The sequence below is a fragment of the Ruegeria sp. BG11 genome (assembly GCF_056538565.1).
Genome location: NZ_JBQFTH010000011.1, coordinates 45,325 through 66,215, shown reverse-complemented (window position 1 = coordinate 66,215; position 20,891 = coordinate 45,325). Strand labels below are relative to the sequence as shown.

Genomic DNA, 20,891 nt, shown 5'->3' with positions numbered 1-20,891 from the left:
CCTGTATCTCGGATGGATGATGATCCGATCACAGGTGGACGCGTACAGCGATATAAACTAGCACGGATAAGATAGTTCTCGGGCGTTAAATTAGAAGAAGGGCAGTCAGATGCAGAAAGCAGACCAGCTGAGGGCCGAGATTGCCACCATAAGTGAAATGCTCAAGACCGGGCGCGCGGACCGGGCGCTGAAGCGTGCGGTCAAGGCCGGGAAGAAATGGCCCAAAATGCCCGCGTTTCCGCAGATGGCTGGTCTTGCATGCATTCACCAGGGGGAATTCAAACAGGCACAGACCCATCTGGAGCGCGCTTGGAAGATGGAGCCGGAGAACCCCGACCTGATCCAGAATTTCGGGCTGAGCCTTGTTCAGGGCGGCGATGCCGGCAAGGCGCTAACCCTGATGAATAAAGTTGGGGCCAAGGCCCCTCTGACCCCACCGCAACGTTATGTGCGCGCCATGGCCCTGTTGCAGGAGCGTCAACTGAGCGAGGCGTTGGTAGATGTTGATGAGGTTCTGCGCCATCAAAACGGCAATCTGCAGGCCCATTGCCTGAAGGCCGATATTCTGGATGAGATGCACCAGTGGAACCAGGCCATCGACGTCCTGTTGGCCGTGGCCGAGAAGCACCCGAAATTCCACTACGGTCAGCTGCGACTGGCCAAGGGTCTCGTCGGTTTGGGGCGTATGTCTGAGGCTCTAACCCATGGCCGCGCCGCCTTTGCGCTGGCGCCCGAGGATCCCGAAACGCTGGAGTTCGCTGCAACTCTGCCGAACCTGTCGGCTGAGGATAGGGCGGAATTGCAGGCTCTGACCTCTAAACTGCTTGAGGCGGGCAACGCCAATCGGGAAGCCGCAGCCACTGTGCATTTCGCCGCCGCGAGCCTTGCGAAACAGGATGGCGATACCGCGACCGAGATGCTTCAGCTGCGCAAGGCGCATGATCAGTTGCAGCATGGGTTCAAAAGCTGGGAAACCCGGGCCGAGAAAGCCTGCCGCCAGCGTCTGAGCACGCCTCTGCCCGCCCCTGCATCAGCGCCGCGCACCGATATCCCGCGGCCAGTGTTTGTGGTCGGCTTGCCACGCTCCGGCACCACTCTGATTGAGCGGATTCTGGCCTCGCACTCTGCTGTTCAGGGGTTGGGAGAGTTGGCGGGCGTGCACCACTGGGCCCGCAAGGCCGAAAGCCAGCCGGGTGCTGGAAGTGACGCGCAGGCGCTGGCCGACTACTACGCGGATAATTTGCCCCAGACGGCGGAAGGAACGCGCGCCTTTGTCGACAAGGCTCCGGGGAACTACGCGTTTCTGGGGCCGATTGCGCAAGCCTTCCCGAACGCTGTGATCCTGAACGTCATGCGCGATCCGCGCGATGTGGCGCTGTCGATGTGGCGGACGCATTTCGGGGCGGGCGGCCTGTATTACACGCATGATCTGAGCTGGATGGCAGCCGAAGCCAACCGCTATCGCCGCTATATGCAGCATTGGCACGCCGTGCTTCCGGGGCGGGTCCATGACATAAGCTACGAACATCTGGTGAATAATCTTGAGGACGGTGTAAAGGAGCTGGCCCAGCTCTGCGACTTGCCTTTTGAACCGGCGATGCTGTCGCCCGACAAATCCTCGGATGCGATCAGAACGGCCAGCAACCTACAGGCTCGCAAACCCGTCAACACCGCCTCGGTCGGGGGGTGGCAGGCTGTGGCCGATCACTTCGCACCGTTTGTGAAGGGGTTGGACGCCGATCTTTGGCCTGAAATTCACAGGTAGAGGTTCAAGTTTCGTTGATCATCCCGTCTGCGCGTGGTCATCCGCGCCGCTTTGCGCCACGGTGCCACGGAGAATGCATCAGCGGGAACAGGGGCTGAGATGGTCAGAGCGATTGCTGCTCTTCTGGTCGTTCTGACCAGCGGCTGCCGCGAAGAGGTGACGATGCTGACGCAGGATCAGCTTGCGGCGCTTTTGGTACAGGATCGCAAGATTGCCCTGAACCGCGCGGGCGTCACTGGCGCCGCAAGCGTGAACGCCGACCAAAGCTTTGACGTTGAGATTCCTCGCCTGGGCCGCGACACCGGTGTTTGGTGGTTGGAAAGTGACAGGATCTGTAGCCGCTGGGAGACGTTCCGCAAAGATCAAGACCTCTGCGCTGTGGTGGGGCAGGTTGAGGATGGCACCTACCGCGGTTACACACCGGGGCGAGGCTCTTATCTAGGAAAGTTTACGATCCTGCCTTAACCGGTAGACCACACCTTTGTCGCATCAACTTCGATCCCCTGTGGCGAGATGGTGGTGCCGACCACCAACCGCTCAACCCCCTGCGCTTGCGTTGCCTCAAAGGCCGCTGCATAGGCCGGGTCGATATCGGCGGCCAGCGCGAAGCGGTCGCAATCGGTGCGCTGCACCAGATACAGCATGATCGCGCGGTGGCCCTGTTCGGCCATGGAGGCCAGTTCATGCAGATGTTTGGTGCCGCGGGTGGTGACGCTGTCGGGGAATTCGGCCAGATCGGGCTGGCGGGAAAGCGTGACGCTTTTGACCTCGACATAGGCATCCGGCAGACCGGGTTGGGTCAGCAGGAAATCAATGCGGCTGTTCTGGCCGTATTTGACCTCGGCCCGGACTGTTTGATAGGCGGCCAGTTCGAGGATCTCGCCACGCTCCAATGCCGCGCGCAGTGCCCGGTTCGGCACCGAAGTATCGACGCCGGTGAAATGGCCATTCTCGTGATCAACTAGCCGCCACCCAAATTTCAGCTTTTTCTTCGGATCGTCATTGGGTTCCAGCCAGACTTTCTCACCCGGTTCAGCCAGTCCCATCATACTGCCCGGATTGGCGCAATGGGCTGTCACCTCGCGGCCATCCTCTAGCGTGCAATCGGCCAGAAAGCGTTTGTAACGGCGGATCAGGCGGGCGGGGACAAGGGGGGTTTCAAATCTCATGCCCCACGGCCTATACCTGCCCTAACAGCCGATCAAGAGGGGGCGCGCGCCATGGCCAATCCAACCGCTGCAATGCTTGTCATCGGGGATGAGATCCTCTCGGGCCGGACGCGCGATGCGAACATGCACTATCTTGCTGGTGAACTGACCAAACATGGCATCGACCTGAAAGAAGTGCGTATTGTCAGCGATGACGCCCCGGCGATCGAGGCGGCGGTCAAGGCTCTGTCGGAGTCTTACGACAACGTCTTCACCAGCGGAGGCATCGGGCCGACACATGACGATATCACCGCCGATTGCATCGCCCGCGCTTTTGACACCCCGATTGACGTGCGCGACGATGCGCGGGCGCTGTTGCAGACGCACTACGACAAGTCGGGGCTGGAGTTGAACGAGGCCCGCCTGCGTATGGCCCGCATTCCTGACGGGGCGGCGCTGATCGACAATCCGGTCTCAACCGCGCCCGGATTTACCATCGAAAACGTGCATGTGATGGCCGGGGTGCCCTCGGTCTTCCAAGCCATGGTTGCCAGTGTCTTGCCGGGCCTGACGGGCGGTAGCCCGCTGTTGTCTCAGACCTTGCGGGTGGATCGGGGCGAAGGCGATATTGCTGCGATGCTGTCTGCACTGGCCGAGACGTTCTCGGACCTGTCCATCGGCTGCTATCCGTTTCAGATCAACGGGGTCTTCGGAGCCAACGTGGTGATCCGAGGGACAGAGGGTGCGCGCATCGACGCGGCCATGACCCAATTGGCAAAAGAGCTCGAGTTGTGAGCATCAACTGGCCTGACATCGTTGACGGAACATGGCCCGCTGCGCGCTATGACGTCCTTGGCTCCTTCCGCCTGCGCGAAGGGCAGGGGGGTGGATCGCGCGTGTCTGCCGCCAATGCGCTGGGTGACGCAACCGAGGCCGATATCGTCACGGCCGAGGGTGCCATGCAGGCCATGGGCCAGAAACGCATCTTTTGTCTGTGGCCCGATGACCACGAGCTCGACGCCCAACTGGAAGCGCGCGGTTATGAGGTTCTGGACCCGGTCAACATCTACGCATGTCCGCCGGAGCAACTGACCGATCAGCCTCTGCCCCGCGTGACCGCGTTCGACATCTGGCCCCCGCTTGCAGTCATGGAGGAGATCTGGGCCAAGGGCGGAATCGGCCCTGAACGGCTGGCCGTGATGGCGCGTGCTGCGGGCCCCAAGACCGCGTTCCTGTTGCGGCACTCTGATCGCCCGGCGGGAACTGTGTTCATGGCCATGAAAGGCGATGTGGCCATGGTACATGCGCTTGAAATCTTGCCCGATCACCGCCGCCAGGGTCTGGGCCAATGGGCCATGCGGGCAGCAGCCTTTTGGGCGCGGGACAACGGGGCGAAAACGCTCAGCGTGATCTGTACAAAGGCCAACGACGGGGCGAATGGCCTCTACCGCGCACTCGGGATGGAGATTGTCGGGGAATACCATTATCGTCAACGTGTCTAAGGAGTTAAGAAAGCCCGTGACCCAGACTGATCTACCCACCGCGCTGAACCTGCCCATGGCTGACCCTTTGCCGCCCGAGACGCAGAAATACTTTGATGTCTGCCTCGAAAAGCTGGGAATGGTGCCGAATGTGCTGAAAGCCTACGCTTTCGATATCGACAAGCTGAACGCCTTCACGGCTATGTATAACGACCTGATGCTGGCAGATAGCGGGCTGTCCAAGCTCGAACGTGAGATGATCGCGGTGGTAGTGTCCTCGATCAACAAGTGTTTCTATTGTCTGGTCGCCCATGGTGCAGCTGTTAGGCAGATGTCCGGTGATCCGCAATTGGGCGAGATGCTGGTGATGAACTACCGCACCGCCTCTCTGGATACGCGCCAGCGAGCGATGTTGGATTTCGCGGCGAAGATGACCACCGCCAGCGCCGAGATTGAAGAGGCCGACCGCCAGCACTTGCGCGATCAGGGCTTCAGCGACCGGGATATCTGGGACATCGCCAATGTCACCGGGTTCTTCAACATGTCCAACCGAGTGGCCAGTGCCACGGCCATGGCGCCCAACTCCGAATATCACGCACAAGCCCGATGATCCGACGCCTCGCCCTTGCCTTTTGTCTGATGGCCGGGCCGGTTCTGGCGCAAGATCTGACCCTGCCCGCCAGCGCCCGTCAGATAAGCGAGAGGACCTCGCCGCTGGACAGCTATGAGCTGCCCACAGGGCCCGTTGCAGATGGCATAGTCCCTGCTCGCACGGTCGAGGGGCGGGTCGAGCGGCTGACATGGCGCTTGCAGGCGGGCTCTAGCACGACGCTGCAATTGCTGGCTCCGCTACGGGATCAACTCGTGGCGCAGGGCTTTGACATCCTGTTTGAATGTGAGGCCCGGACCTGTGGCGGGTTCGATTTCCGCTTCGGGACCGAGGTGGTGCCAACACCGGATATGTATGTCGCCATTCGCGACTATCGTTTTTTGTCTGCTACCAAAGGCGAAGAAGCGCTCAGTCTGCTGGTCAGCCGCAACCCGCCGGATGGCTATGTGCAACTAATCCGCGTTGCACCCGTTGATGCTCCGGCTCCAACGCCTGTGGTCGTTGAGCAATCCGCCAGCGGAACCGAAGGCCTTTTGGACGCGTTGCAGCAGTCGGGCCATGTGATCCTTGACGATTTGCATTTCCGCACCGGCGAGGTGGCACTGGGCGACGGCCCGTTCGCCTCATTGTCGTTGCTGGCGCAGTTCCTGGCCGAAAACCCGTCGACCCGGTTGGCGTTGGTCGGGCATACTGATGATACCGGCACGTTGCAGGCCAATACAAAGGTTAGCACCGAACGGGCGCAGGCCGTGCGCGCCCGTCTGATCGACACGCATGGCGTCGCGGCGGACCGGATCGAAGCACAGGGTGTGGGATATCTGGCGCCGCTGACCTCGAATGTGACACCTGAAGGGCGCGATCTGAACCGTAGGGTTGAGGCTGTCTTGCTGGTCAATTGACGCGTCTACACAAAAAAAGACCCGCACGAAGAACGCACGGGCCGATCCAGTTCACCGGGAGAATTACCAGTCCATCGCGCCTTTTTCGGAATAAGCGTCAACGAGGAAGTCTATGAAGGCCCGTACCTTGGGCTGAGTAAAGCGGCCTGGAGGATAGACCGCGTAGATGCCTTGCACCTCATCCGGCAGGGATGGCATGGCATCCACAACCTCACCGGACTTCAGCGCATCGGCATAGAGGTAACTGGGTAGATAGGCTATCCCGAGGCCCGACACCGCCGCGTTCAACAGCGATTGGCCGTCATTTACACTCAGCCAACCGGCCGTGCGCACCTGACGTTTCTCGCCGGACGGGGCGGTAAGGCGCCAGACATTGCCCGAGGACTGGCTGGAATAGTGCAGCAGCTTGTGTTCGTTCAGATCGTCGATCTTCTGAGGCCGTCCGTATTTCTCGATATAGCTGGGTGCCGCGACCATGCGTTTGACGGTTTCCGTCAGCTTACGGGCGCGCAAAGTGCTGTCTTCCAGCTCTCCGATGCGAACGGCGACGTCAAAGCCCTCGGAAATCAGTTCGACGTAGCGGTTATTGAGCACCATGTTCACGGTGATGTCGGGATAGGTGGCCAGAAATTCCGAAAGGACAGGCGACAGATGATTGACCCCGAAATCCGTCGCCACGCTGATCCGCAGCAGGCCAGAAGGGGCCGATTGCATCGCGGTGACCAGCGAATCCGCCTCACCCGCGTCGTTCAGCACCCGGCGGGCGCGGTCATAATAGGCCAATCCAATCTCGGTCGGAGAAACGCGGCGTGTGGTCCGGTTGAGCAGTCGTGCCCCCAGCCGCGACTCGAGGCTGGACACGTGCTTGGAAACGGCTGATTTGGAGATACCCATCTTCTTGGCCGCATCGGTGAAGCCACCTTGGTCCACCACGTTGGCAAAGGCTTCCATTTCCGTCAGTCGATCCATTCTCGTTCCCCAGGTCTTGCTACTTGCAACGACTTTGCCCCTCAATCTGGGCGGAATCGGGGCGGACATGGGATAATATCAGGGTTTTGAATCGGATCGTTTGCGTATCAGAAACGCGGAAACAGTTGTTTCCCGCGATGGTGATCGCCCTGCAAACGGGCGTTTTCTGGAAAATATTCAAGATGTGCTAGGTTTAGAATGGCATTTTTGTGACGAGGGAGGAGATCATGAAAGCCATTTTTACAGCCATTTCAGTTGCTCTGTTTGCCACAGCTGTCGGGGCGCAGGAACAAACGCCATCCGCGCCGGGTGCGCAGGTCTATTTCGCGAACCTTGCGGATGGTGACACAGTGCAATCACCGGTCACGGTGGTCTTTGGCCTCAGTGGCATGGGCGTTGCGCCTGCAGGGACCGAGGCCGACAATACCGGCCACCACCACCTGCTGATCAACCGCCCGCCGCTGGGTCAGGGCGAAGACGGCGCGGATGAGTTGCTTTACGGGTTGCCCGCAGACGAAAACCACATGCATTTCGGCGGTGGTCAGACCGAGGTCACTCTGGATCTGCCCGCAGGTCAGCACACGCTACAACTGGTTTTGGGCGATGCTGGACACGTGCCGCATAACCCGCCAATTGTATCCGAGGTGATTACGATTTCGGTCGAATAAGGGGGCGCCGGGTAACGCCGCAAACCAAGAGTTTTGAGGGCCGCTAAGGGTTTGAAGTGCCTGCTCTTCGCTGCTATTCCTTCTCATCACATTGACGTGATCGAGGGGGGCGCGATGCAGGTGGTCTATGGCGTGAACAGGTCTTTTCTGTTCCCGGCTCTGCTTTCCGCATATTCCGCTGTCAAAAATGCCAGCAAGCCTTTGGATGTGACAATCTTCGGGCAGGATTTCACAGACGAAGACATTGCGATTGTTGAGCAGGTCAATCAATCCCTCACGGGAGGGACGATTTCTTACCAGAAATTCGATCTGGAAAATCTGCCAGGCTTTTCCGAGTATAAGTCGAAGTTCCCTGCGATCACGATGCTGCCATTGTTTCTGCCCCAGCTTTGCGAAAAGCGCTGCGTTTTTGTGGATGCGGACACTCTGGTTGTTTCGGATGTTTGGGAATTGCTGGACATGGACCTTGAAGGCCAACCCTTTGCCGCCTGCGTGGATATGGGTCTGGTGACGCTTGGCGGAGGGGACTTCCTGCGCCCTTCCCTGCAGCAGATTTTCAGACCGGGGCGCGAGCATAAAAAGTCGCTCAGTCGTGTGAGCAAGAGCATTAGGTTGGGGTTCATACCCGGCGAAGGGTATTTCAATTCCGGCATCATGGTCATGGACTGTTCAGCCATTCACGGCGATCGCGAATTGCGCGAGATCAGCGATTTCGAGAAGCTGGTTCCGCACATTCCTTACTTGCCTGAACAGGACAGAATGAATCAACTGTTTCACGGGCGCTGGTTTCGGTTGCCTATTCAGTGGAACACGCGGCCTCAGATCTGGTTTGACGCGCACAGCCCGAAATACCGCAAAATGTCCAAGGCGTTCCGCCAGCATCTGAGTGATGCAAGCAGAACTCCGAAAATCTGGCACTATGTCGGTGGCAAAAAGCCTTGGCGCGCAACGCGGATGGCGCGGCTGCTGTTCCATCGCGCTTACCGCGACTACGAAACCTACATGGCCCGGTTCGAGAAAGAGACCGGTCTGACTTACACCATGTAGACCTCAGCGCCCCTACATCTCGGCGGCGAGGCGGGTGCCCTGATTGATGGCCCGTTTCGCATCCAATTCGGCGGCGACATCCGCACCACCAATCACATGCGGCGTGATTCCGCGTTCGATCAGGGCGTCCGCAAGGCTGCGCTCGGACAGTTGACCGGAACACAGAACGATAGTGTCTGCTGCAATCACCGTCGGGTCGGCGCGCTCTTCACCAAAGCTGATATGCAGGCCGTCATCGTCGATATGCTCATAGTTCACGCCGCCCAAGAAGTTGACGTTTTTCATCTTAAGCGTCGCGCGGTGAATCCAGCCGGTGGTCTTGCCCAAGCCTTTGCCATGCGCCTGTTTCTTGCGTTGCAGTAGCGTGACCTGACGCGCAGGAGCTGCAGGCTGAGGGCCTTCCGGTGCCAGACCCGAGCGGTGCTGCTCCGGGTCGGTCACGCCCCATTCCTTCATCCAGGCAGGCAGGTCGGTGGTGATGCTGTGGCCGTCCTCCAGCAGGAATTCGGACACGTCAAAACCGATACCGCCCGCGCCGATCACGGCGACGGATTTGCCAACCTCTGCTTTCTCGCGCAGCACGTCGATATAGCTGATGACGTTGTCACGGTCCTGACCGGGGATTTCCGGATCACGCGGGACAACGCCGGTGGCAATGACGACTTCGTCAAAGCCGGTCAGGTCGTCGGCGCTGACTTCGCGGTTCAGTTCCACCTTCACGCCCAGATCATCCATCATGGTGCGGTACCAATCGACCAGCCCCCAGAATTCCTCTTTCCCCGGCACCTGTTTCGCCATGTTCAACTGACCGCCGATTTCCGAAGCACGGTCGAACAGCGTGACGTCATGGCCGCGCTGGGCGGCGGTCATGGCAGTAGACAGACCAGCCGGGCCAGCGCCCACAATAGCAACGGTCTTGCGCGTCTCGGCCTTGCCAATGACCAGTTCGGTTTCATGGCAGGCACGTGGGTTGACAAGGCAAGAGGTCAGCTTTCCGCCGAATGTGTGGTCCAGGCAGGCCTGGTTACAGGCGATACAAGGCGCGATCTGCGCGGACTGACCGGCAATCGCCTTGTTGACGAAATCCGCATCCGCCAACATCGGACGCGCCAGCGAGACCATGTCGGCACAGCCGGTCGACAGAACCTCTTCTGCGACCTCGGGCGTATTGATCCGGTTCGAGGTGATCACTGGGATGCCAACCTTGCCCATCAGCTTTTTGGTCACCCAGGCAAAGGCGGCACGCGGAACGCTGGTGGCGATGGTGGGAATCCGAGCCTCGTGCCAGCCGATGCCGGTGTTGATGATCGTGGCGCCGGCTTGTTCGATCCTCTGTGCAAGTTCAACCACCTCTTCATGGGTCGAGCCATTCGGGACTAAATCGATCATCGACAGGCGATAGATGATGATGAAATCCGTACCCACGGCCTCACGCGTGCGCCGCACAACCTCGATCGGCAGGCGCATACGGTTTTCATAGGAGCCGCCCCAGCGATCCTCGCGTTTGTTGGTGTGGGTCACGAGGAACTGGTTCAGGAAATACCCCTCGGACCCCATGATCTCGACCCCGTCATATCCCGCCTTCTGGGCGAGAACAGCCGCGTTCACAATGTCGCTGATCTGCTTCTCGATCCCCTCTTCGTCCAGCTCACTGGGCGGGAACGGAGAAATCGGGGATTTCACCGGGCTGGGCGCTACGCATTTGGGGCCATAGGCATAGCGTCCGGCGTGCAGAATTTGCATCGCAATCTTGCCGCCCGCCTCATGCACGCGGTCAGTCACGACCGAGTGGTTCGCCACGTCCTTATCGGTGGTCATCATCGCCGCGCCCGGCAGGACGGACCCTTCGAGGTTCGGGCCAATCCCGCCCGTCACCATCAGCGCCACGCCCCCGCGTGCGCGATCCGCATAGAACTCGGCCACGCGGTTCCAGTCGCCGGTCTCTTCCAACCCGGTATGCATCGAGCCCATCAGCACGCGGTTCTTCAACGTGGTAAAGCCCAGGTCCAGCGGGGCCAGCATGTTTGGGTACGCAGTCATGGCGAACTCTCCCTTCCGAAGTTGAGAAATAGATTGACGTTCGCGTAAACATTGTCACGCGAAACCTAACGTCATCCCCTTTGCGCCCGTCGCGCGGCTTGATAGAGAGGTCGCAAACCCTATCCAAGAGGCCTCGCATGACCCCGGAAGAGATCGCCAAACTGCCCTATCGCCCCTGTGTCGGTCTGATGCTGATGAATGCCGAGGGCAAGATTTTCGTGGGGCAGCGCAATGACCGCCACAAGGACGCGTGGCAGATGCCTCAGGGCGGGGTGGACAAGGGCGAAGACCCCCGCGACGCAGCGCTGCGCGAGCTGTGGGAAGAAACCGGTGTGACTGCTGATCTGGTCGAGGTCGTGGCCGAGACTGACGGCTGGTTGCCCTATGATCTGCCCCACGACATCGTCCCAAAAATCTGGAAAGGCCGTTATCGCGGGCAAGAGCAGAAATGGTTTCTGCTGCGCTTCAACGGCCATGACGACCAGATCAATATTGCAACGGATCATCCCGAATTCACCAGCTGGAAATGGCAGGCCCCGGATCAACTGGTCGAAGAAATCGTGCCGTTTAAGCGCGCGGTCTACGAGCAGGTGATTGCGGGTTTTGCGGATCATCTGAGCTGATCACCAGCCTGCACGTTGCCGTGAGGGGGCGTGGTTCGGGTCAAGGCGTGCCTCTAGCTTGGGGGCATGAAAGACACCGTGCCAGAATCCATCACCATCAAACCTGCCGGACGGCGATTTCAGGGCTCGGACCAGCGCGCGCCTCTGCTTGAGGGATTGCGCGGGTGCGGAGAGTTCGGCCCGTCTCAGACAGCGGGGCGGTTCTACCCGATGGCCTGCGTCGCGCTTGAGGTGACGCAGCGCTGCAATCTGGACTGCACGCTCTGTTACCTCTCGGACCGGGCCGAGATGACCTATGATCCTCCGCTGTCGGTCCTGTTCGCGCGGATTGCCACGATCCGCAGCCACTATGGCCGCGGCGTTTCCGTGCAATTGACCGGCGGCGACCCGACGCTGCGCAAGGTTGACGATCTTGAGGCGCTCTGCCGCGAGATCAGGCGGCTGGGTATGCGCTCGTGCCTGATGACCAACGGTATCCGCGCCAGCCGGGCGATGCTGACGCGGTTGGCCGCAGCAGGGCTGGATGACGTGGCCTTTCACGTGGACATGACGCAAGAGCGCAACGGGTTCGCCTCCGAGGTGGAGCTCAACCGCGTGCGCAAAACCTATATCGACCGGGCGCGTGGTTTGGGGCTGCGTATCCTCTTCAACACGACCGTTTTTGGCGGCAACTTTGCTGAAATCCCTTCTTTGGCCCGGTTTCTGCGGGATCAACCCGAGGTCGGTTTTGTCTCGTTCCAGATGCAAGCGGATACCGGGCGCGGTGTGTTGCGGGCGCGACCCGATGCAATCACGCAAGACAGCGTCATCCGCGCGGTCGAGCAAGGCTATGGCACGTCTTTGCATTTCGACTCGGCGGCCGTCGGGCATTCCAGTTGCAACCGGTATGGCAGCGTTGTTTCTGCGGGGGGCAAGGCCGTGTCGTTGCTGTCGAACCAGCGCTTGGTTCAGCGGGTGATAGCGGCGCTGGAAAATGTGGATACCGGACAGGACGCTCATATCCGCATCCGCCCCAGCGTGGGACGCCTGATCCGCCGCCATCCACTGCTAGCCCTTTGGGCGCTTGGCCATCTGGCGGGATGCCTTCTGCGGCTGGGGTTGGGGTTGCTGCGCGGCCCAGTACGGCGACAGGCCGTGTTCATCCACAATTTCATGGCTGCGGATGCGTTAGAGGAAGACCGCTGCGCCTCTTGCGTGTTCATGGTGGCGACAGCCAACGGGCCGCTCTCCATGTGCGTCCACAACGCACAGCGCGATCAGCATCTGGCCGCGCCGGATCGGGTGGACAGTCCGATGGGCACCTATTGGTGGAACTCGGCGACGCGCGGCCTGTTGGCTCGCTCGAACTTGCCCGCTCTAAAAGACCCTGAGGTGGCTCCGCTGAAACGCCTCAAAGGGCAGTTGCGCGCTGCCCGTCAAAGCCGAAAGGACGCTTCATGAGACAGGTTCTGATCCTGATGCTGCTGCCGCTTCTGACCGCCTGCGCCAGCGTCGAGAGGCTGGCCTTGCCCGTCGCGACGCCCTTGCCCGACACGACCCTGACCCGCGCCGCGCCCCCTCCGGGTGAGAGAGTGGATCATGGCGATTGGACCCGCTTTCTGACCCGCTACGTGGCCCCCGATACGCGCGGTGTGAACCGGGTAGCCTATGGGCAGGTAAGCGCGGCCGACAGCGCGCTGCTGGATGCTTATCTGACCGAGCTGCAGGCCGTTGACCCGGCCAATCTGACCCGCGATCAGCTACTGGCCTATTGGATTAACCTTTATAACGCGCTGACGGTGGATGTGGTGCTTGAGGCCTACCCGGTTGCTTCGATCCGCGACATCAAGGATGGGCCGTTGTCGATCGGTCCATGGGGTCGCCCGTTGGCCGTGGTGTCGGGTGAGAGCCTGACCCTCAACGACATCGAACACCGCATCATCCGACCGACTTTCAATGAGCCGCGCATCCACTACGCGCTGAATTGTGCTGCGGTCGGGTGCCCGAACCTGATGGCCCGTGCGTGGGAGGCCAATACGCTGGAACGCGACCTCACCGCCGCCGAGCGCGCCTATGTCAACGATCCGCGCGGAGTGCGGTTCGATGATCAGGGGCGGCTGATCCTATCGAAGATTTACATCTGGTTCCGCGAGGATTTCGGGGCGATTGAGCAGGCTGTGATCGCCTATCTCGAAACAGCAGTCGAACCGGAGTTGCAACAGCGCCTCAAACAGGCGCGACGTGTGAATGCCTATGAGTATGATTGGGCGTTGAACGATGCAGGGGCTGGCGCCTAACGGGGCGGAGCAAAGGCCGTAGGCCGCCGCGCCAGCGCCAACTCGCGCCCTCGGGACGGCGCTCTTGTAGCGTTAGGCGCTGCTTGAGCCTATCAGTATCTGGCTGCCGTAAAGCTCTTAAATCCGAGGCCGGATGCGCCACCCTGCGGGTCGGCGCTGTCCCGGCTCAGCGCTTTACAGCAATCCTTCTTCCCGCAGCAATTCTTGCAAGTTGGCTTCGGGGCGCGGGCCAATATGGCTGATCACTTCGCGCGCGCAGACATTGCCGATCTTGGCGCAGGTCTCATAGTCGCGGCCGGTGGCCATGCCGTACAGGAAACCGGCTGCGAACTGATCACCTGCGCCGGTCGCATCTACGGGCACTACTTTTTCGACCGCAACATCGTGACGGGTGTCGCCGTTCAGAACCGTCACGCCGTCGCCCGAACGGGTGCAGACGACCAGAGGGCAGATTGCGGCGGTTTTGGCCAGTGCGTCCTCAAGATCCTCGGTTTCGAACAGCGATTTGATCTCAGCCTCATTGCCGATCACGAAGTCCAGTTCGTTCTCGATCAGCAGCAGGAAATCGACCCGGTGACGCTCGACGCAGAAAGGATCGGAAATGGCGATACCGGCCTTGCCCCCGCCCTTGTGACAGGCACGCGCGGCCTCAAGAAACGCAGCTTTGCCCTTTTCCTTGTCGAAGAGATAGCCTTCGAGGAACATGATCTGGCTGTTCCCGGCAACCTCGTCCGAGACATCCTGAGACGACAGTTCCGAGGAAATCCCCAGATAGGTGTTCATCGACCGCTCGCCATCGGGCGAGACAAAGATCATCGAGCGTGAGGTCGGCAGCTCGCCGCCCGGCACAGGTGGGTTCACGAAATCCACGCCGTCTTCGTTCATCGCATCGGCATAGAAGCGACCCAGCGCGTCGTCATGTACACGGCCAATAAAGGCAGCATCCAGACCCAGCGCACCCGCGCCCGCAATGGTGTTTGCGACCGAGCCGCCCGGTGTCTGCACCCGACCCTCCATCGAGGCATAGAGCACTTCGCCGCGCTCTTGCTCGATCAGTTGCATGATGCCTTTTTCAATGCCCATCAGTTCCAGGAAACTGTCATCGGCTTGGGAAATGACATCCACAACGGCATTTCCGATGCCGGTCAGTTGGTAGGTTTTCATAGGGTCTTGTCCTCGAATTGACAGAGATCACGGATGATGCAGGTCGGGCATTGCGGCTTGCGCGCTTTGCAGTGATAGCGCCCGTGCAGGATCAGCCAGTGATGTGCATGGAGTTGAAAGTCGGCTGGAATATTGTCCTCGATGGCGCGTTCGACGGCATCTACGTCCTTGCCGGGGCAGATACCAGTGCGGTTGCCGACACGGAAGATATGCGTGTCTACCGCTTGCGCCGGTTGCCGCCACCACATGTTCAGAACCACATTGGCCGTCTTACGACCCACACCGGGCAGAGATTGCAGCGCCGCGCGGGAATTGGGAACCTCGCCATCGTAGTCCTCGACCAGAATACGGCTGAGCTTGATGACGTTCTTCGCCTTCTGGCGGAACAGTCCGATGGTTTTGATATGCTCGATCAGGCCCTCTTCGCCCAGATCCAGCATCTTTTGCGGGGTGTCCGCGATCTTGAACAGCGCGCGCGTGGCTTTGTTGACGCCCGCATCGGTTGCCTGCGCTGAAAGCGCCACGGCGACGACCAGAGTGTAGACGTTCACATGCTCCAGCTCGCCCTTGGGTTCCGGGTCGGCCTCTTGAAAGCGCGTAAAGATCTCGCGGATCGTGTGGTAATCGAGTTGCTTTGCCATCCGAGCCTTAATGCCGCCCAAGGGCCAATGACACAAGCCCAAAGCCAATGCGCAAGTTCCGGGTCGCGGGGGCGTGACCTGCGCGTTATGGTTCAGATCAACAGATGAGGTGAAAGCCATGAACGTCCAGACCCCCGAAAGCGGATACCACTACAACGTCATGCGCCGCGCGATCGAGCTGATTGATCAGGGCGGCGAAACCCTCAGCCTTGAAGAGCTGGCTGGTCAGATGGGCATGAGCCCCGCCCATTTCCAGCGCCTGTTCTCGCGCTGGACTGGGGTATCGCCGAAGCGCTACCAGCAATACCTGACGCTGGGCCATGCCAAGGCGCTGCTGCGGGAACGATTCACCACGTTGGAGACTGCCCATAATGTCGGCCTGTCCGGCAGTGGCCGGCTGCATGATTTGTTCCTGAAATGGGAATCCATGAGCCCCGGTGAATACGCCCGAAAAGGCGCGGGGCTGGCGGTCTACTGGGGGTGGTTCGATTGTCCCTTTGGACCAGCCTTGGTCATGGGGACTGACAAGGGCATTTGCGGAATTGCCTTCGGTGCCGAAACCGGCGAGGCCGCCGCGATGAAGGATATGACCGCGCGTTGGCCCAAGGCCAATTTCGTCGAGGATACCGAAAAGCTGCGTCCTTGGGTCGAGGCCTCCTTTGGCGCGGACCGGTCCGAGACACCACTGCATCTGATCGGCTCGCCCCTGCAGATCAAGGTTTGGGAGGCGCTGATGCACATCCCCTCGGGTCAGGTCACAACCTATTCAGAGATCGCGCAGCGGGTGGGGTCGCCTCAGGCGGTGCGCGCGGTGGGGACAGCGGTTGGGCGCAATCCGGTTAGCTGGCTGATCCCCTGTCACCGGGCCTTGCGCAAGTCGGGCGGTCTGGGCGGATACCATTGGGGTCTGCCGGTGAAGCGCGCGATGCTGGCCTACGAGGCCGCGCAGGCGGATGCCTGATTGACTCTGCAACCAACTAGTGCAAAAGGACGCGCAAGGTTTGGGTCCCCTGCCGTTCGCGGGCTTTGGCTTTGGTGAAACCCTGAATATGAACATCTGTTGCCACTTTAACGGCGCGCGGATGGCAATGCGAACCCCGTCCTGATTTCGCGCCCGTTTAAGGAAACGAGGCACATGATGACGATACAAAAGACGATCCCACCTGTGGACGAGTTGAAAGCGCAGGCCAAGCGCTTGCGTGAAGATTTACGCGCCAGAGAGATGACCCTGTCACATAGCGAGGCGCTGGAAATACTGGCCCATCAATATGGCGTTCGGGATTGGAATATACTGCACGCCAAAGCTGGCAACCGCATGCACTTGCGTGTCGGAGATCGGGTCGAAGGGCGATATCTAGGGCAGCCGTTCTCAGCCGAAATACGCGGCATGACCCTGTTAGGTGATGGGGCTAACCGGAGGGTTACGCTGCATTTTGAAACGCCGGTTGATGTGGTGCAATTCGAGAGCTTTTCCTCGTACCGCCAACGTGTAACCGGGGTGATCGGTTGGGATGGACGCTCAGCGCAAAGGACGTCGGACGGGCAACCCCAATTGGTTGTGCGTCCTGCCTAATATAGGGTGAGGCTCTGCCCGAGCCTCACCAATCTTTCTGGATCAGGCCATATGGCTATTCTGCGGCCCAGCCGCCGACGGCTTTGATCTCAAGGAAGTCTTCCAGACCGAATACACCGCCCTCGCGACCATTGCCGGATTGCTTCATGCCGCCGAAAGGAGAGCCTGCGCTGCGTGACTGGCCGTTCATCTCGACCATCCCGGAACGCAATACCCGCGCCATACGGTTGGCGCGCGCGCCGTCCTGTGTCTGGACATAGTTGGTCAGGCCATAGGGCGTGTCATTGGCGATCTCGACGGCTTCTTCTTCGGTGTCAAAGGGGATCATGGTCAGAACTGGGCCGAAGATCTCCTGCCGCGCGATGGTCATCTGGTTATTGGCATCGGCAAACACCGTGGGGCGCACGTAGTAGCCCTTGTTCAGCCCCTCGGGCCGTCCGGTGCCGCCCGCGACCAGCCGCGCGCCTTCATCGATACCGGCTTGGATCAGATCCTGAATCTTGGTCCACTGAAGCTCATTCACAACGGGGCCGATATGGCGGCCTTCCTCTGTGGCCGGGCCGACCGTGACATTGTTGGCCACTTCGGCTGCGGTCTCAACGGCCTTGTCATAGATCGGGCGCTGCACCAGCATCCGGCTGGGGGCGTTGCAGCTTTGGCCGGTGTTGTTCATCATGTGCAGTACGCCGCGTTTCACTGCCTTTTCATCCGCATCCTCAAAGATCACGTTGGCGCCTTTGCCGCCCAGCTCCAGATGCACCTTCTTCAGGGTATCGGCAGCGCTTTTTGAGATCGCGGTACCCGCGCGGGTCGAGCCGGTGAAGCTGATCATGTCCACATCCGGATGCGCAGAGAGTTGCGAACCGACACCCGCGCCATCGCCGTTCACCAGATTGAATACTCCGGGTGGGAAACCGGCCTCGTCCATCAGCTCGGCAAAGATCATTGCGTTCAGGGGGCTCTGCTCCGACGGTTTCAGAACCATCGTACAGCCAGCAATCGCCGCCGCGCCGACCTTTAGGGTAATCTGGTTCATCGGCCAGTTCCACGGGGTGATCAGACCGGCGACGCCTACTGCCTCATAGATGATGCGATCATTGGGGGCGTGATCGCCCAAGGGACGCTCGAATTCAAACGCCTTGGCGGCGCGGATGAAGTTCTTGAGGTGATAGATCCCGGCACCGGATTGAGCCGTGCGCGACATGTCGATCGGCGCGCCCATCTCAAGCGACATGGCCTGCGCCAGATCCTCGGACCGGGTCATGTAGAGGTCGGCCAGCTTTTCAACCATGGCGATACGCTCTTGGACCGGCGTGGCCATCCAGCCGGGCAAGGCCGCTTTGGCCGCGGCAACGGCGGCGTCAGTGTCGGCCTGAGAGCCGAGGGAGATCACCGCGCAGGGTTCCTCGGTCGAGGGGTTGATGACCTCGAAATCATTCGCCTCAGATGGATCAACCCATTGACCTTTAATGTAGAAATCGCGTTTTTCGATCATGGCGTATCCTCCGGGCCGTGATGTCAAAGACTGGTTTTGCCGCGCAGTCTGTCATTCGCTCTAAGGCGCGGCAAGGGGGTAATTTGATCAAATTTGTTTGGCGACGTCCCGGAAAAAGACTTTTGCGGAAGGTTTAACTCTGGCGCAAAGTGGTTAGGCTCACTGCATTCGACTCGGTCAGTAACCAAAGAAGGAGTTGCACCATGGGTTTGCGTATCAACGACACGGTCCCGAATTTCACCGCAGAGACGGATCAGGGCACTATTCAGTTTCACGATTGGATTGGTGACAGCTGGGCGATCCTGTTCTCGCATCCCAAGGACTTCACCCCGGTCTGCACCACCGAGTTTTCGGCAGTGGCCCAACTGAATGACGAATGGGCGGCGCGCAACACCAAGGTGATCGGTGTTTCGGTCGACGGGGTCGAGGACCACAAGAAGTGGAAGAAAGACATCGAAGCCTATGGCAAGGCGAACCCCGGTTTCCCGATCATTGCAGATGACGGATTGGCGGTGTCCAAGGCTTTTGACATGCTGCCCGCCGAGGCCTACCTGCCCGATGGCCGCACCCCTGCGGATAGCGCCACCGTGCGTTCGGTGTTCATCATCGGACCCGACAAGCAGTTGAAGCTGTCGATGACCTATCCGATGACCGTTGGCCGGAACTTTGCCGAGATCCTGCGGGCGCTGGACGGATTGCAGATGTCGTCGAAGGGTGTTGCGACACCTGCGAACTGGGTGCCGGGTGAGGATGTGATCATCCCACCGACCGTTTCGAACGAAGACGCCAAAGCGAAGTTTGGTGAGTTCGAGACGATCTTCCCTTATCTGCGCAAGACCAAGGCTCCGTCCTGATTTAGGTCGGGTCAGGGGGGCTGTCTGCCCCCCATCGCGCCTGAGGCGCGATTCCCCCCGAAGATATTTTCAGCCAGATGAAGCAGGCGGGCGCTGCGGGCGCAGATGGAGCTGTGCTCGGTAAGCAGCGCGTTTGACTTCGCGGGTCAGTTTGTCTGAGAAGGGTGGTTTCGTTTGGATGGTCGAGCCGCCGATATCGCCGGCCACTTCGCGGTTGCCGCTGCCCAGAAGGGCATGGATTGGCTGACCGGTGATCCAGTGCATTTGCAGGAATGTGTCAACGGGGCGGTCGATTTGATCGGTTGCCTTCAGGAGCCGTTTGGCGGCGTTGCGGCCGACCATCTGGCAGACGCATTGCAGGCCGATCACTTTGGGCAGAATCAGGCTTAGGCCATCTTGCTCGGCCAGTGTGTGGGCCGCGACTTCGCGTTGTTTGACGGGGATGCGGATATAGTGATCCGGGGTGGCGACGGCGTGCAGCATTTTGATTGCTTGGGCCATTTTGTCAGGATCGACGCGCAGGTCATCCTCGGTGATGATGGCCAGGTCGATCTCTTCATCCGCCAGTTTCTGCCAGAGACGCCTGTGGCTTTGGAATACGCCGATTTCCGCGGGTCGCAGTTCGAACGGGTAGTGCGGTTTGTGCAAAGTACCGTGATGCAGGCGCACATCTGCGATTTGGTCCGGGTCGCGTCCGTTGGTCGCCTCGAACAGTTCGGCATTCGGCAGGTCCTTGCACAGCTGGTCTGCGTTGGCGCGGCGTGCTGTGCTGGAGGACATATGGATGACAAAGGATCGCATGATGCGTGAATAGAACACGGGCGCGTGAGGGGGAAGAGCAACGCGAGAGAAATGGGCGTTCATTTGCTGCAAGCCGAACCAGTGCGAGCGTTGTCGGCGACCGGTTCTTGAAAGGACAGTAATATGCTAGGGTGCGATAGGCAGACGAACCAGGCATCCGCACCATCGGGCGATCAGACTGTGAAACACAGGAGAAGACGATGGCATTTACAGATTGGTATGTTGAAGGTGATGCTTTTGGGAACTGTAATTGCGGTTACGCGTGCCCTTGCCAGTTCGAGGAACTTCCAACACAGGGCAATTGCCGTGGATTTGAAGTACTTGAGGTCTCTAAAGGCCATTTCGGAGATACTGACTTAACGGGTGCCAAGGCTGCATTGATCTATGCCTGGCCGGGTCCGATCTTTGAGGGCGGCGGCGAGATGCAGGTGATCATCGATCCAAGCGCCTCAGATGCTCAGAGGGCCGCACTAGAAAAGGTCTTTCACGGGGAAGAGACCGAAGAGATGGCGACCCATTGGTTCGTCTTCCGTGCGATGTGCAAAACCGTGCATGAGACCCTATTTCTGCCGATAGATTTCGAGATGGATATGGAGGAGCGTACGGCCAAGGTGTCCATCGGTGATGTACTGAATTCGACCGGCCGTCCCATTGAAGCGCCGCATGGTGGTGGCCCACATCGCGTGCGGATCGACATTCCTGGCGGGATTGAATTTACCTTAGCCGAGATCGGCAGTGCCTCGACCAAGGCCGACGCGGCGATCAAGCTGGATTTGAACGACAGCTATGGTCAGTGGCATGTCATGAAGCACGGTCCGTCTGGGGTGGCGCACTAAG

General features: G+C 59.8%; 22 protein-coding genes. 15 read left to right on the top strand and 7 right to left on the bottom strand.

Annotation, left to right across the window (positions count from 1 at the left end):
- The first annotated feature begins 109 nt into the window (after nucleotides 1-109).
- Together ACR0JF_RS17610 and ACR0JF_RS17605 are read left to right on the top strand one after the other, a co-directional pair.
- The gene (locus ACR0JF_RS17610; RefSeq protein WP_170661909.1) at nucleotides 110-1,765 is read left to right on the top strand and encodes a tetratricopeptide repeat-containing sulfotransferase family protein; all 1,656 of its coding nucleotides are present in this window, start codon (nucleotides 110-112) and stop codon (nucleotides 1,763-1,765) included.
- A gap of 99 nt (nucleotides 1,766-1,864) precedes the next feature.
- Nucleotides 1,865-2,230 (top strand): hypothetical protein, encoded by a 366-nt coding sequence (locus ACR0JF_RS17605; RefSeq protein WP_170473055.1) that lies wholly within the window; start codon nucleotides 1,865-1,867, stop codon nucleotides 2,228-2,230.
- On the opposite strand, the gene sfsA is transcribed toward ACR0JF_RS17605, so the two are convergent.
- The gene (gene sfsA, locus ACR0JF_RS17600; protein ID WP_170473058.1) at nucleotides 2,227-2,934 is read right to left on the bottom strand and encodes a DNA/RNA nuclease SfsA; all 708 of its coding nucleotides are present in this window, start codon (nucleotides 2,932-2,934) and stop codon (nucleotides 2,227-2,229) included. The two genes, ACR0JF_RS17605 and sfsA, sit on opposite strands and share 4 nt — an antisense overlap.
- A 51-nt stretch (nucleotides 2,935-2,985) precedes the next feature.
- Between sfsA and ACR0JF_RS17595 the strand changes: the two genes are divergently transcribed.
- From ACR0JF_RS17595 to ACR0JF_RS17580, 4 genes are read left to right on the top strand one after another with little or no spacing between them, the layout of a single operon-like run.
- The gene (locus ACR0JF_RS17595) at nucleotides 2,986-3,708 is read left to right on the top strand and encodes a molybdopterin-binding protein (RefSeq protein ID WP_170661911.1); all 723 of its coding nucleotides are present in this window, start codon (nucleotides 2,986-2,988) and stop codon (nucleotides 3,706-3,708) included.
- Nucleotides 3,705-4,415: a GNAT family N-acetyltransferase gene (locus tag ACR0JF_RS17590; protein ID WP_170661913.1), complete on the top strand. Its 711-nt coding sequence runs from the start codon at nucleotides 3,705-3,707 to the stop codon at nucleotides 4,413-4,415. The genes ACR0JF_RS17595 and ACR0JF_RS17590 overlap by 4 nt, the downstream gene beginning before the upstream one ends.
- Nucleotides 4,416-4,431: 16 nt before the next feature.
- Nucleotides 4,432-5,004, top strand: coding sequence for a peroxidase-related enzyme (locus tag ACR0JF_RS17585; protein WP_480669592.1), 573 nt, complete (start codon nucleotides 4,432-4,434; stop codon nucleotides 5,002-5,004).
- Nucleotides 5,001-5,903 carry an OmpA family protein gene (locus ACR0JF_RS17580; RefSeq protein ID WP_170661915.1) on the top strand — a complete coding sequence of 301 codons (903 nt, stop codon included), beginning with the start codon at nucleotides 5,001-5,003 and terminating at the stop codon, nucleotides 5,901-5,903. Before ACR0JF_RS17585 ends, ACR0JF_RS17580 begins: the two co-directional genes overlap by 4 nt.
- A 63-nt stretch (nucleotides 5,904-5,966) precedes the next feature.
- On the opposite strand, the gene ACR0JF_RS17575 is transcribed toward ACR0JF_RS17580, so the two are convergent.
- Nucleotides 5,967-6,872 (bottom strand): LysR family transcriptional regulator, encoded by a 906-nt coding sequence (locus ACR0JF_RS17575; protein ID WP_170661917.1) that lies wholly within the window; start codon nucleotides 6,870-6,872, stop codon nucleotides 5,967-5,969.
- A gap of 227 nt (nucleotides 6,873-7,099) precedes the next feature.
- Between ACR0JF_RS17575 and ACR0JF_RS17570 the strand changes: the two genes are divergently transcribed.
- Both ACR0JF_RS17570 and ACR0JF_RS17565 read left to right on the top strand, forming a co-directional pair.
- The gene (locus tag ACR0JF_RS17570) at nucleotides 7,100-7,540 is read left to right on the top strand and encodes a DUF4399 domain-containing protein (protein ID WP_170661919.1); all 441 of its coding nucleotides are present in this window, start codon (nucleotides 7,100-7,102) and stop codon (nucleotides 7,538-7,540) included.
- 114 nt (nucleotides 7,541-7,654) lie between these two features.
- Nucleotides 7,655-8,587: a glycosyltransferase gene (locus tag ACR0JF_RS17565; RefSeq protein ID WP_170661920.1), complete on the top strand. Its 933-nt coding sequence runs from the start codon at nucleotides 7,655-7,657 to the stop codon at nucleotides 8,585-8,587.
- Between the two features lie 12 nt (nucleotides 8,588-8,599).
- On the opposite strand, the gene ACR0JF_RS17560 is transcribed toward ACR0JF_RS17565, so the two are convergent.
- Nucleotides 8,600-10,627 (bottom strand): NADPH-dependent 2,4-dienoyl-CoA reductase, encoded by a 2,028-nt coding sequence (locus ACR0JF_RS17560; protein ID WP_170661922.1) that lies wholly within the window; start codon nucleotides 10,625-10,627, stop codon nucleotides 8,600-8,602.
- A gap of 137 nt (nucleotides 10,628-10,764) precedes the next feature.
- On the opposite strand from ACR0JF_RS17560, the gene ACR0JF_RS17555 reads away from it, so the two are divergent.
- From ACR0JF_RS17555 to ACR0JF_RS17545, 3 genes are all read left to right on the top strand, one after another.
- Nucleotides 10,765-11,250, top strand: a complete 486-nt coding sequence (locus ACR0JF_RS17555) for an RNA pyrophosphohydrolase (RefSeq protein ID WP_170661924.1) — start codon at nucleotides 10,765-10,767, stop codon at nucleotides 11,248-11,250.
- Nucleotides 11,251-11,316: 66 nt separating this feature from the next.
- Nucleotides 11,317-12,690 (top strand): radical SAM protein, encoded by a 1,374-nt coding sequence (locus tag ACR0JF_RS17550; RefSeq protein ID WP_170661926.1) that lies wholly within the window; start codon nucleotides 11,317-11,319, stop codon nucleotides 12,688-12,690.
- Entirely contained in the window at nucleotides 12,687-13,526 is an 840-nt protein-coding gene (locus ACR0JF_RS17545) for a DUF547 domain-containing protein (RefSeq protein ID WP_170661928.1), read from the top strand. The genes ACR0JF_RS17550 and ACR0JF_RS17545 overlap by 4 nt, the downstream gene beginning before the upstream one ends.
- A gap of 174 nt (nucleotides 13,527-13,700) precedes the next feature.
- On the opposite strand, the gene ACR0JF_RS17540 is transcribed toward ACR0JF_RS17545, so the two are convergent.
- Together ACR0JF_RS17540 and nth are read right to left on the bottom strand one after the other, a co-directional pair.
- Nucleotides 13,701-14,690: an adenosine kinase gene (locus tag ACR0JF_RS17540; RefSeq protein ID WP_170667384.1), complete on the bottom strand. Its 990-nt coding sequence runs from the start codon at nucleotides 14,688-14,690 to the stop codon at nucleotides 13,701-13,703.
- The gene (nth, locus tag ACR0JF_RS17535) at nucleotides 14,687-15,331 is read right to left on the bottom strand and encodes an endonuclease III (protein ID WP_170379832.1); all 645 of its coding nucleotides are present in this window, start codon (nucleotides 15,329-15,331) and stop codon (nucleotides 14,687-14,689) included. Before nth ends, ACR0JF_RS17540 begins: the two co-directional genes overlap by 4 nt.
- A gap of 118 nt (nucleotides 15,332-15,449) precedes the next feature.
- Between nth and ACR0JF_RS17530 the strand changes: the two genes are divergently transcribed.
- Both ACR0JF_RS17530 and ACR0JF_RS17525 read left to right on the top strand, forming a co-directional pair.
- Nucleotides 15,450-16,292, top strand: coding sequence for a bifunctional helix-turn-helix domain-containing protein/methylated-DNA--[protein]-cysteine S-methyltransferase (locus tag ACR0JF_RS17530; protein ID WP_170379373.1), 843 nt, complete (start codon nucleotides 15,450-15,452; stop codon nucleotides 16,290-16,292).
- Nucleotides 16,293-16,466: 174 nt separating this feature from the next.
- The gene (locus tag ACR0JF_RS17525; protein ID WP_480669591.1) at nucleotides 16,467-16,904 is read left to right on the top strand and encodes a glyoxalase superfamily protein; all 438 of its coding nucleotides are present in this window, start codon (nucleotides 16,467-16,469) and stop codon (nucleotides 16,902-16,904) included.
- 55 nt (nucleotides 16,905-16,959) lie between these two features.
- On the opposite strand, the gene ACR0JF_RS17520 is transcribed toward ACR0JF_RS17525, so the two are convergent.
- A complete protein-coding gene (locus ACR0JF_RS17520; protein ID WP_170661934.1) occupies nucleotides 16,960-18,399 on the bottom strand; it encodes an aldehyde dehydrogenase family protein in 1,440 nt (479 codons plus the stop codon).
- A 203-nt stretch (nucleotides 18,400-18,602) separates the two neighbouring features.
- Here ACR0JF_RS17520 and ACR0JF_RS17515 point away from each other — a divergent pair, with 203 nt between their 5' ends.
- Nucleotides 18,603-19,253: a peroxiredoxin gene (locus tag ACR0JF_RS17515; RefSeq protein WP_170459651.1), complete on the top strand. Its 651-nt coding sequence runs from the start codon at nucleotides 18,603-18,605 to the stop codon at nucleotides 19,251-19,253.
- Between the two features lie 69 nt (nucleotides 19,254-19,322).
- Here ACR0JF_RS17515 and ACR0JF_RS17510 read toward each other — a convergent pair whose 3' ends face one another.
- On the bottom strand, nucleotides 19,323-20,117 hold the full coding sequence (locus tag ACR0JF_RS17510) for a glycosyltransferase family 25 protein (protein ID WP_480669590.1): 795 nt from the start codon (nucleotides 20,115-20,117) through the stop codon (nucleotides 19,323-19,325).
- A gap of 137 nt (nucleotides 20,118-20,254) precedes the next feature.
- On the opposite strand from ACR0JF_RS17510, the gene ACR0JF_RS17505 reads away from it, so the two are divergent.
- A complete protein-coding gene (locus tag ACR0JF_RS17505) occupies nucleotides 20,255-20,890 on the top strand; it encodes a DUF1326 domain-containing protein (protein WP_170661938.1) in 636 nt (211 codons plus the stop codon).
- Nucleotide 20,891 lies beyond the last annotated feature (1 nt).

Bases quoted from the DNA above. Each gene is read 5' to 3' on its own strand.
- ACR0JF_RS17595 (WP_170661911.1), top strand. From the start codon at position 2,986: ATGGCCAATCCAACCGCTGCAATGCTTGTCATCGGGGATGAGATCCTC.
- ACR0JF_RS17515 (WP_170459651.1), top strand. From the start codon at position 18,603: ATGGGTTTGCGTATCAACGACACGGTCCCGAATTTCACCGCAGAGACG.
- sfsA (WP_170473058.1), bottom strand. From the start codon at position 2,934: ATGAGATTTGAAACCCCCCTTGTCCCCGCCCGCCTGATCCGCCGTTAC.
- ACR0JF_RS17570 (WP_170661919.1), top strand. From the start codon at position 7,100: ATGAAAGCCATTTTTACAGCCATTTCAGTTGCTCTGTTTGCCACAGCT.
- ACR0JF_RS17575 (WP_170661917.1), bottom strand. From the start codon at position 6,872: ATGGATCGACTGACGGAAATGGAAGCCTTTGCCAACGTGGTGGACCAA.
- ACR0JF_RS17540 (WP_170667384.1), bottom strand. From the start codon at position 14,690: ATGAAAACCTACCAACTGACCGGCATCGGAAATGCCGTTGTGGATGTC.
- ACR0JF_RS17545 (WP_170661928.1), top strand. From the start codon at position 12,687: ATGAGACAGGTTCTGATCCTGATGCTGCTGCCGCTTCTGACCGCCTGC.
- ACR0JF_RS17555 (WP_170661924.1), top strand. From the start codon at position 10,765: ATGACCCCGGAAGAGATCGCCAAACTGCCCTATCGCCCCTGTGTCGGT.
- ACR0JF_RS17525 (WP_480669591.1), top strand. From the start codon at position 16,467: ATGATGACGATACAAAAGACGATCCCACCTGTGGACGAGTTGAAAGCG.
- ACR0JF_RS17565 (WP_170661920.1), top strand. From the start codon at position 7,655: ATGCAGGTGGTCTATGGCGTGAACAGGTCTTTTCTGTTCCCGGCTCTG.
- ACR0JF_RS17550 (WP_170661926.1), top strand. From the start codon at position 11,317: ATGAAAGACACCGTGCCAGAATCCATCACCATCAAACCTGCCGGACGG.
- ACR0JF_RS17610 (WP_170661909.1), top strand. From the start codon at position 110: ATGCAGAAAGCAGACCAGCTGAGGGCCGAGATTGCCACCATAAGTGAA.
- ACR0JF_RS17580 (WP_170661915.1), top strand. From the start codon at position 5,001: ATGATCCGACGCCTCGCCCTTGCCTTTTGTCTGATGGCCGGGCCGGTT.
- ACR0JF_RS17505 (WP_170661938.1), top strand. From the start codon at position 20,255: ATGGCATTTACAGATTGGTATGTTGAAGGTGATGCTTTTGGGAACTGT.
- ACR0JF_RS17605 (WP_170473055.1), top strand. From the start codon at position 1,865: ATGGTCAGAGCGATTGCTGCTCTTCTGGTCGTTCTGACCAGCGGCTGC.
- ACR0JF_RS17530 (WP_170379373.1), top strand. From the start codon at position 15,450: ATGAACGTCCAGACCCCCGAAAGCGGATACCACTACAACGTCATGCGC.
- ACR0JF_RS17520 (WP_170661934.1), bottom strand. From the start codon at position 18,399: ATGATCGAAAAACGCGATTTCTACATTAAAGGTCAATGGGTTGATCCA.
- nth (WP_170379832.1), bottom strand. From the start codon at position 15,331: ATGGCAAAGCAACTCGATTACCACACGATCCGCGAGATCTTTACGCGC.
- ACR0JF_RS17560 (WP_170661922.1), bottom strand. From the start codon at position 10,627: ATGACTGCGTACCCAAACATGCTGGCCCCGCTGGACCTGGGCTTTACC.
- ACR0JF_RS17510 (WP_480669590.1), bottom strand. From the start codon at position 20,117: ATGAACGCCCATTTCTCTCGCGTTGCTCTTCCCCCTCACGCGCCCGTG.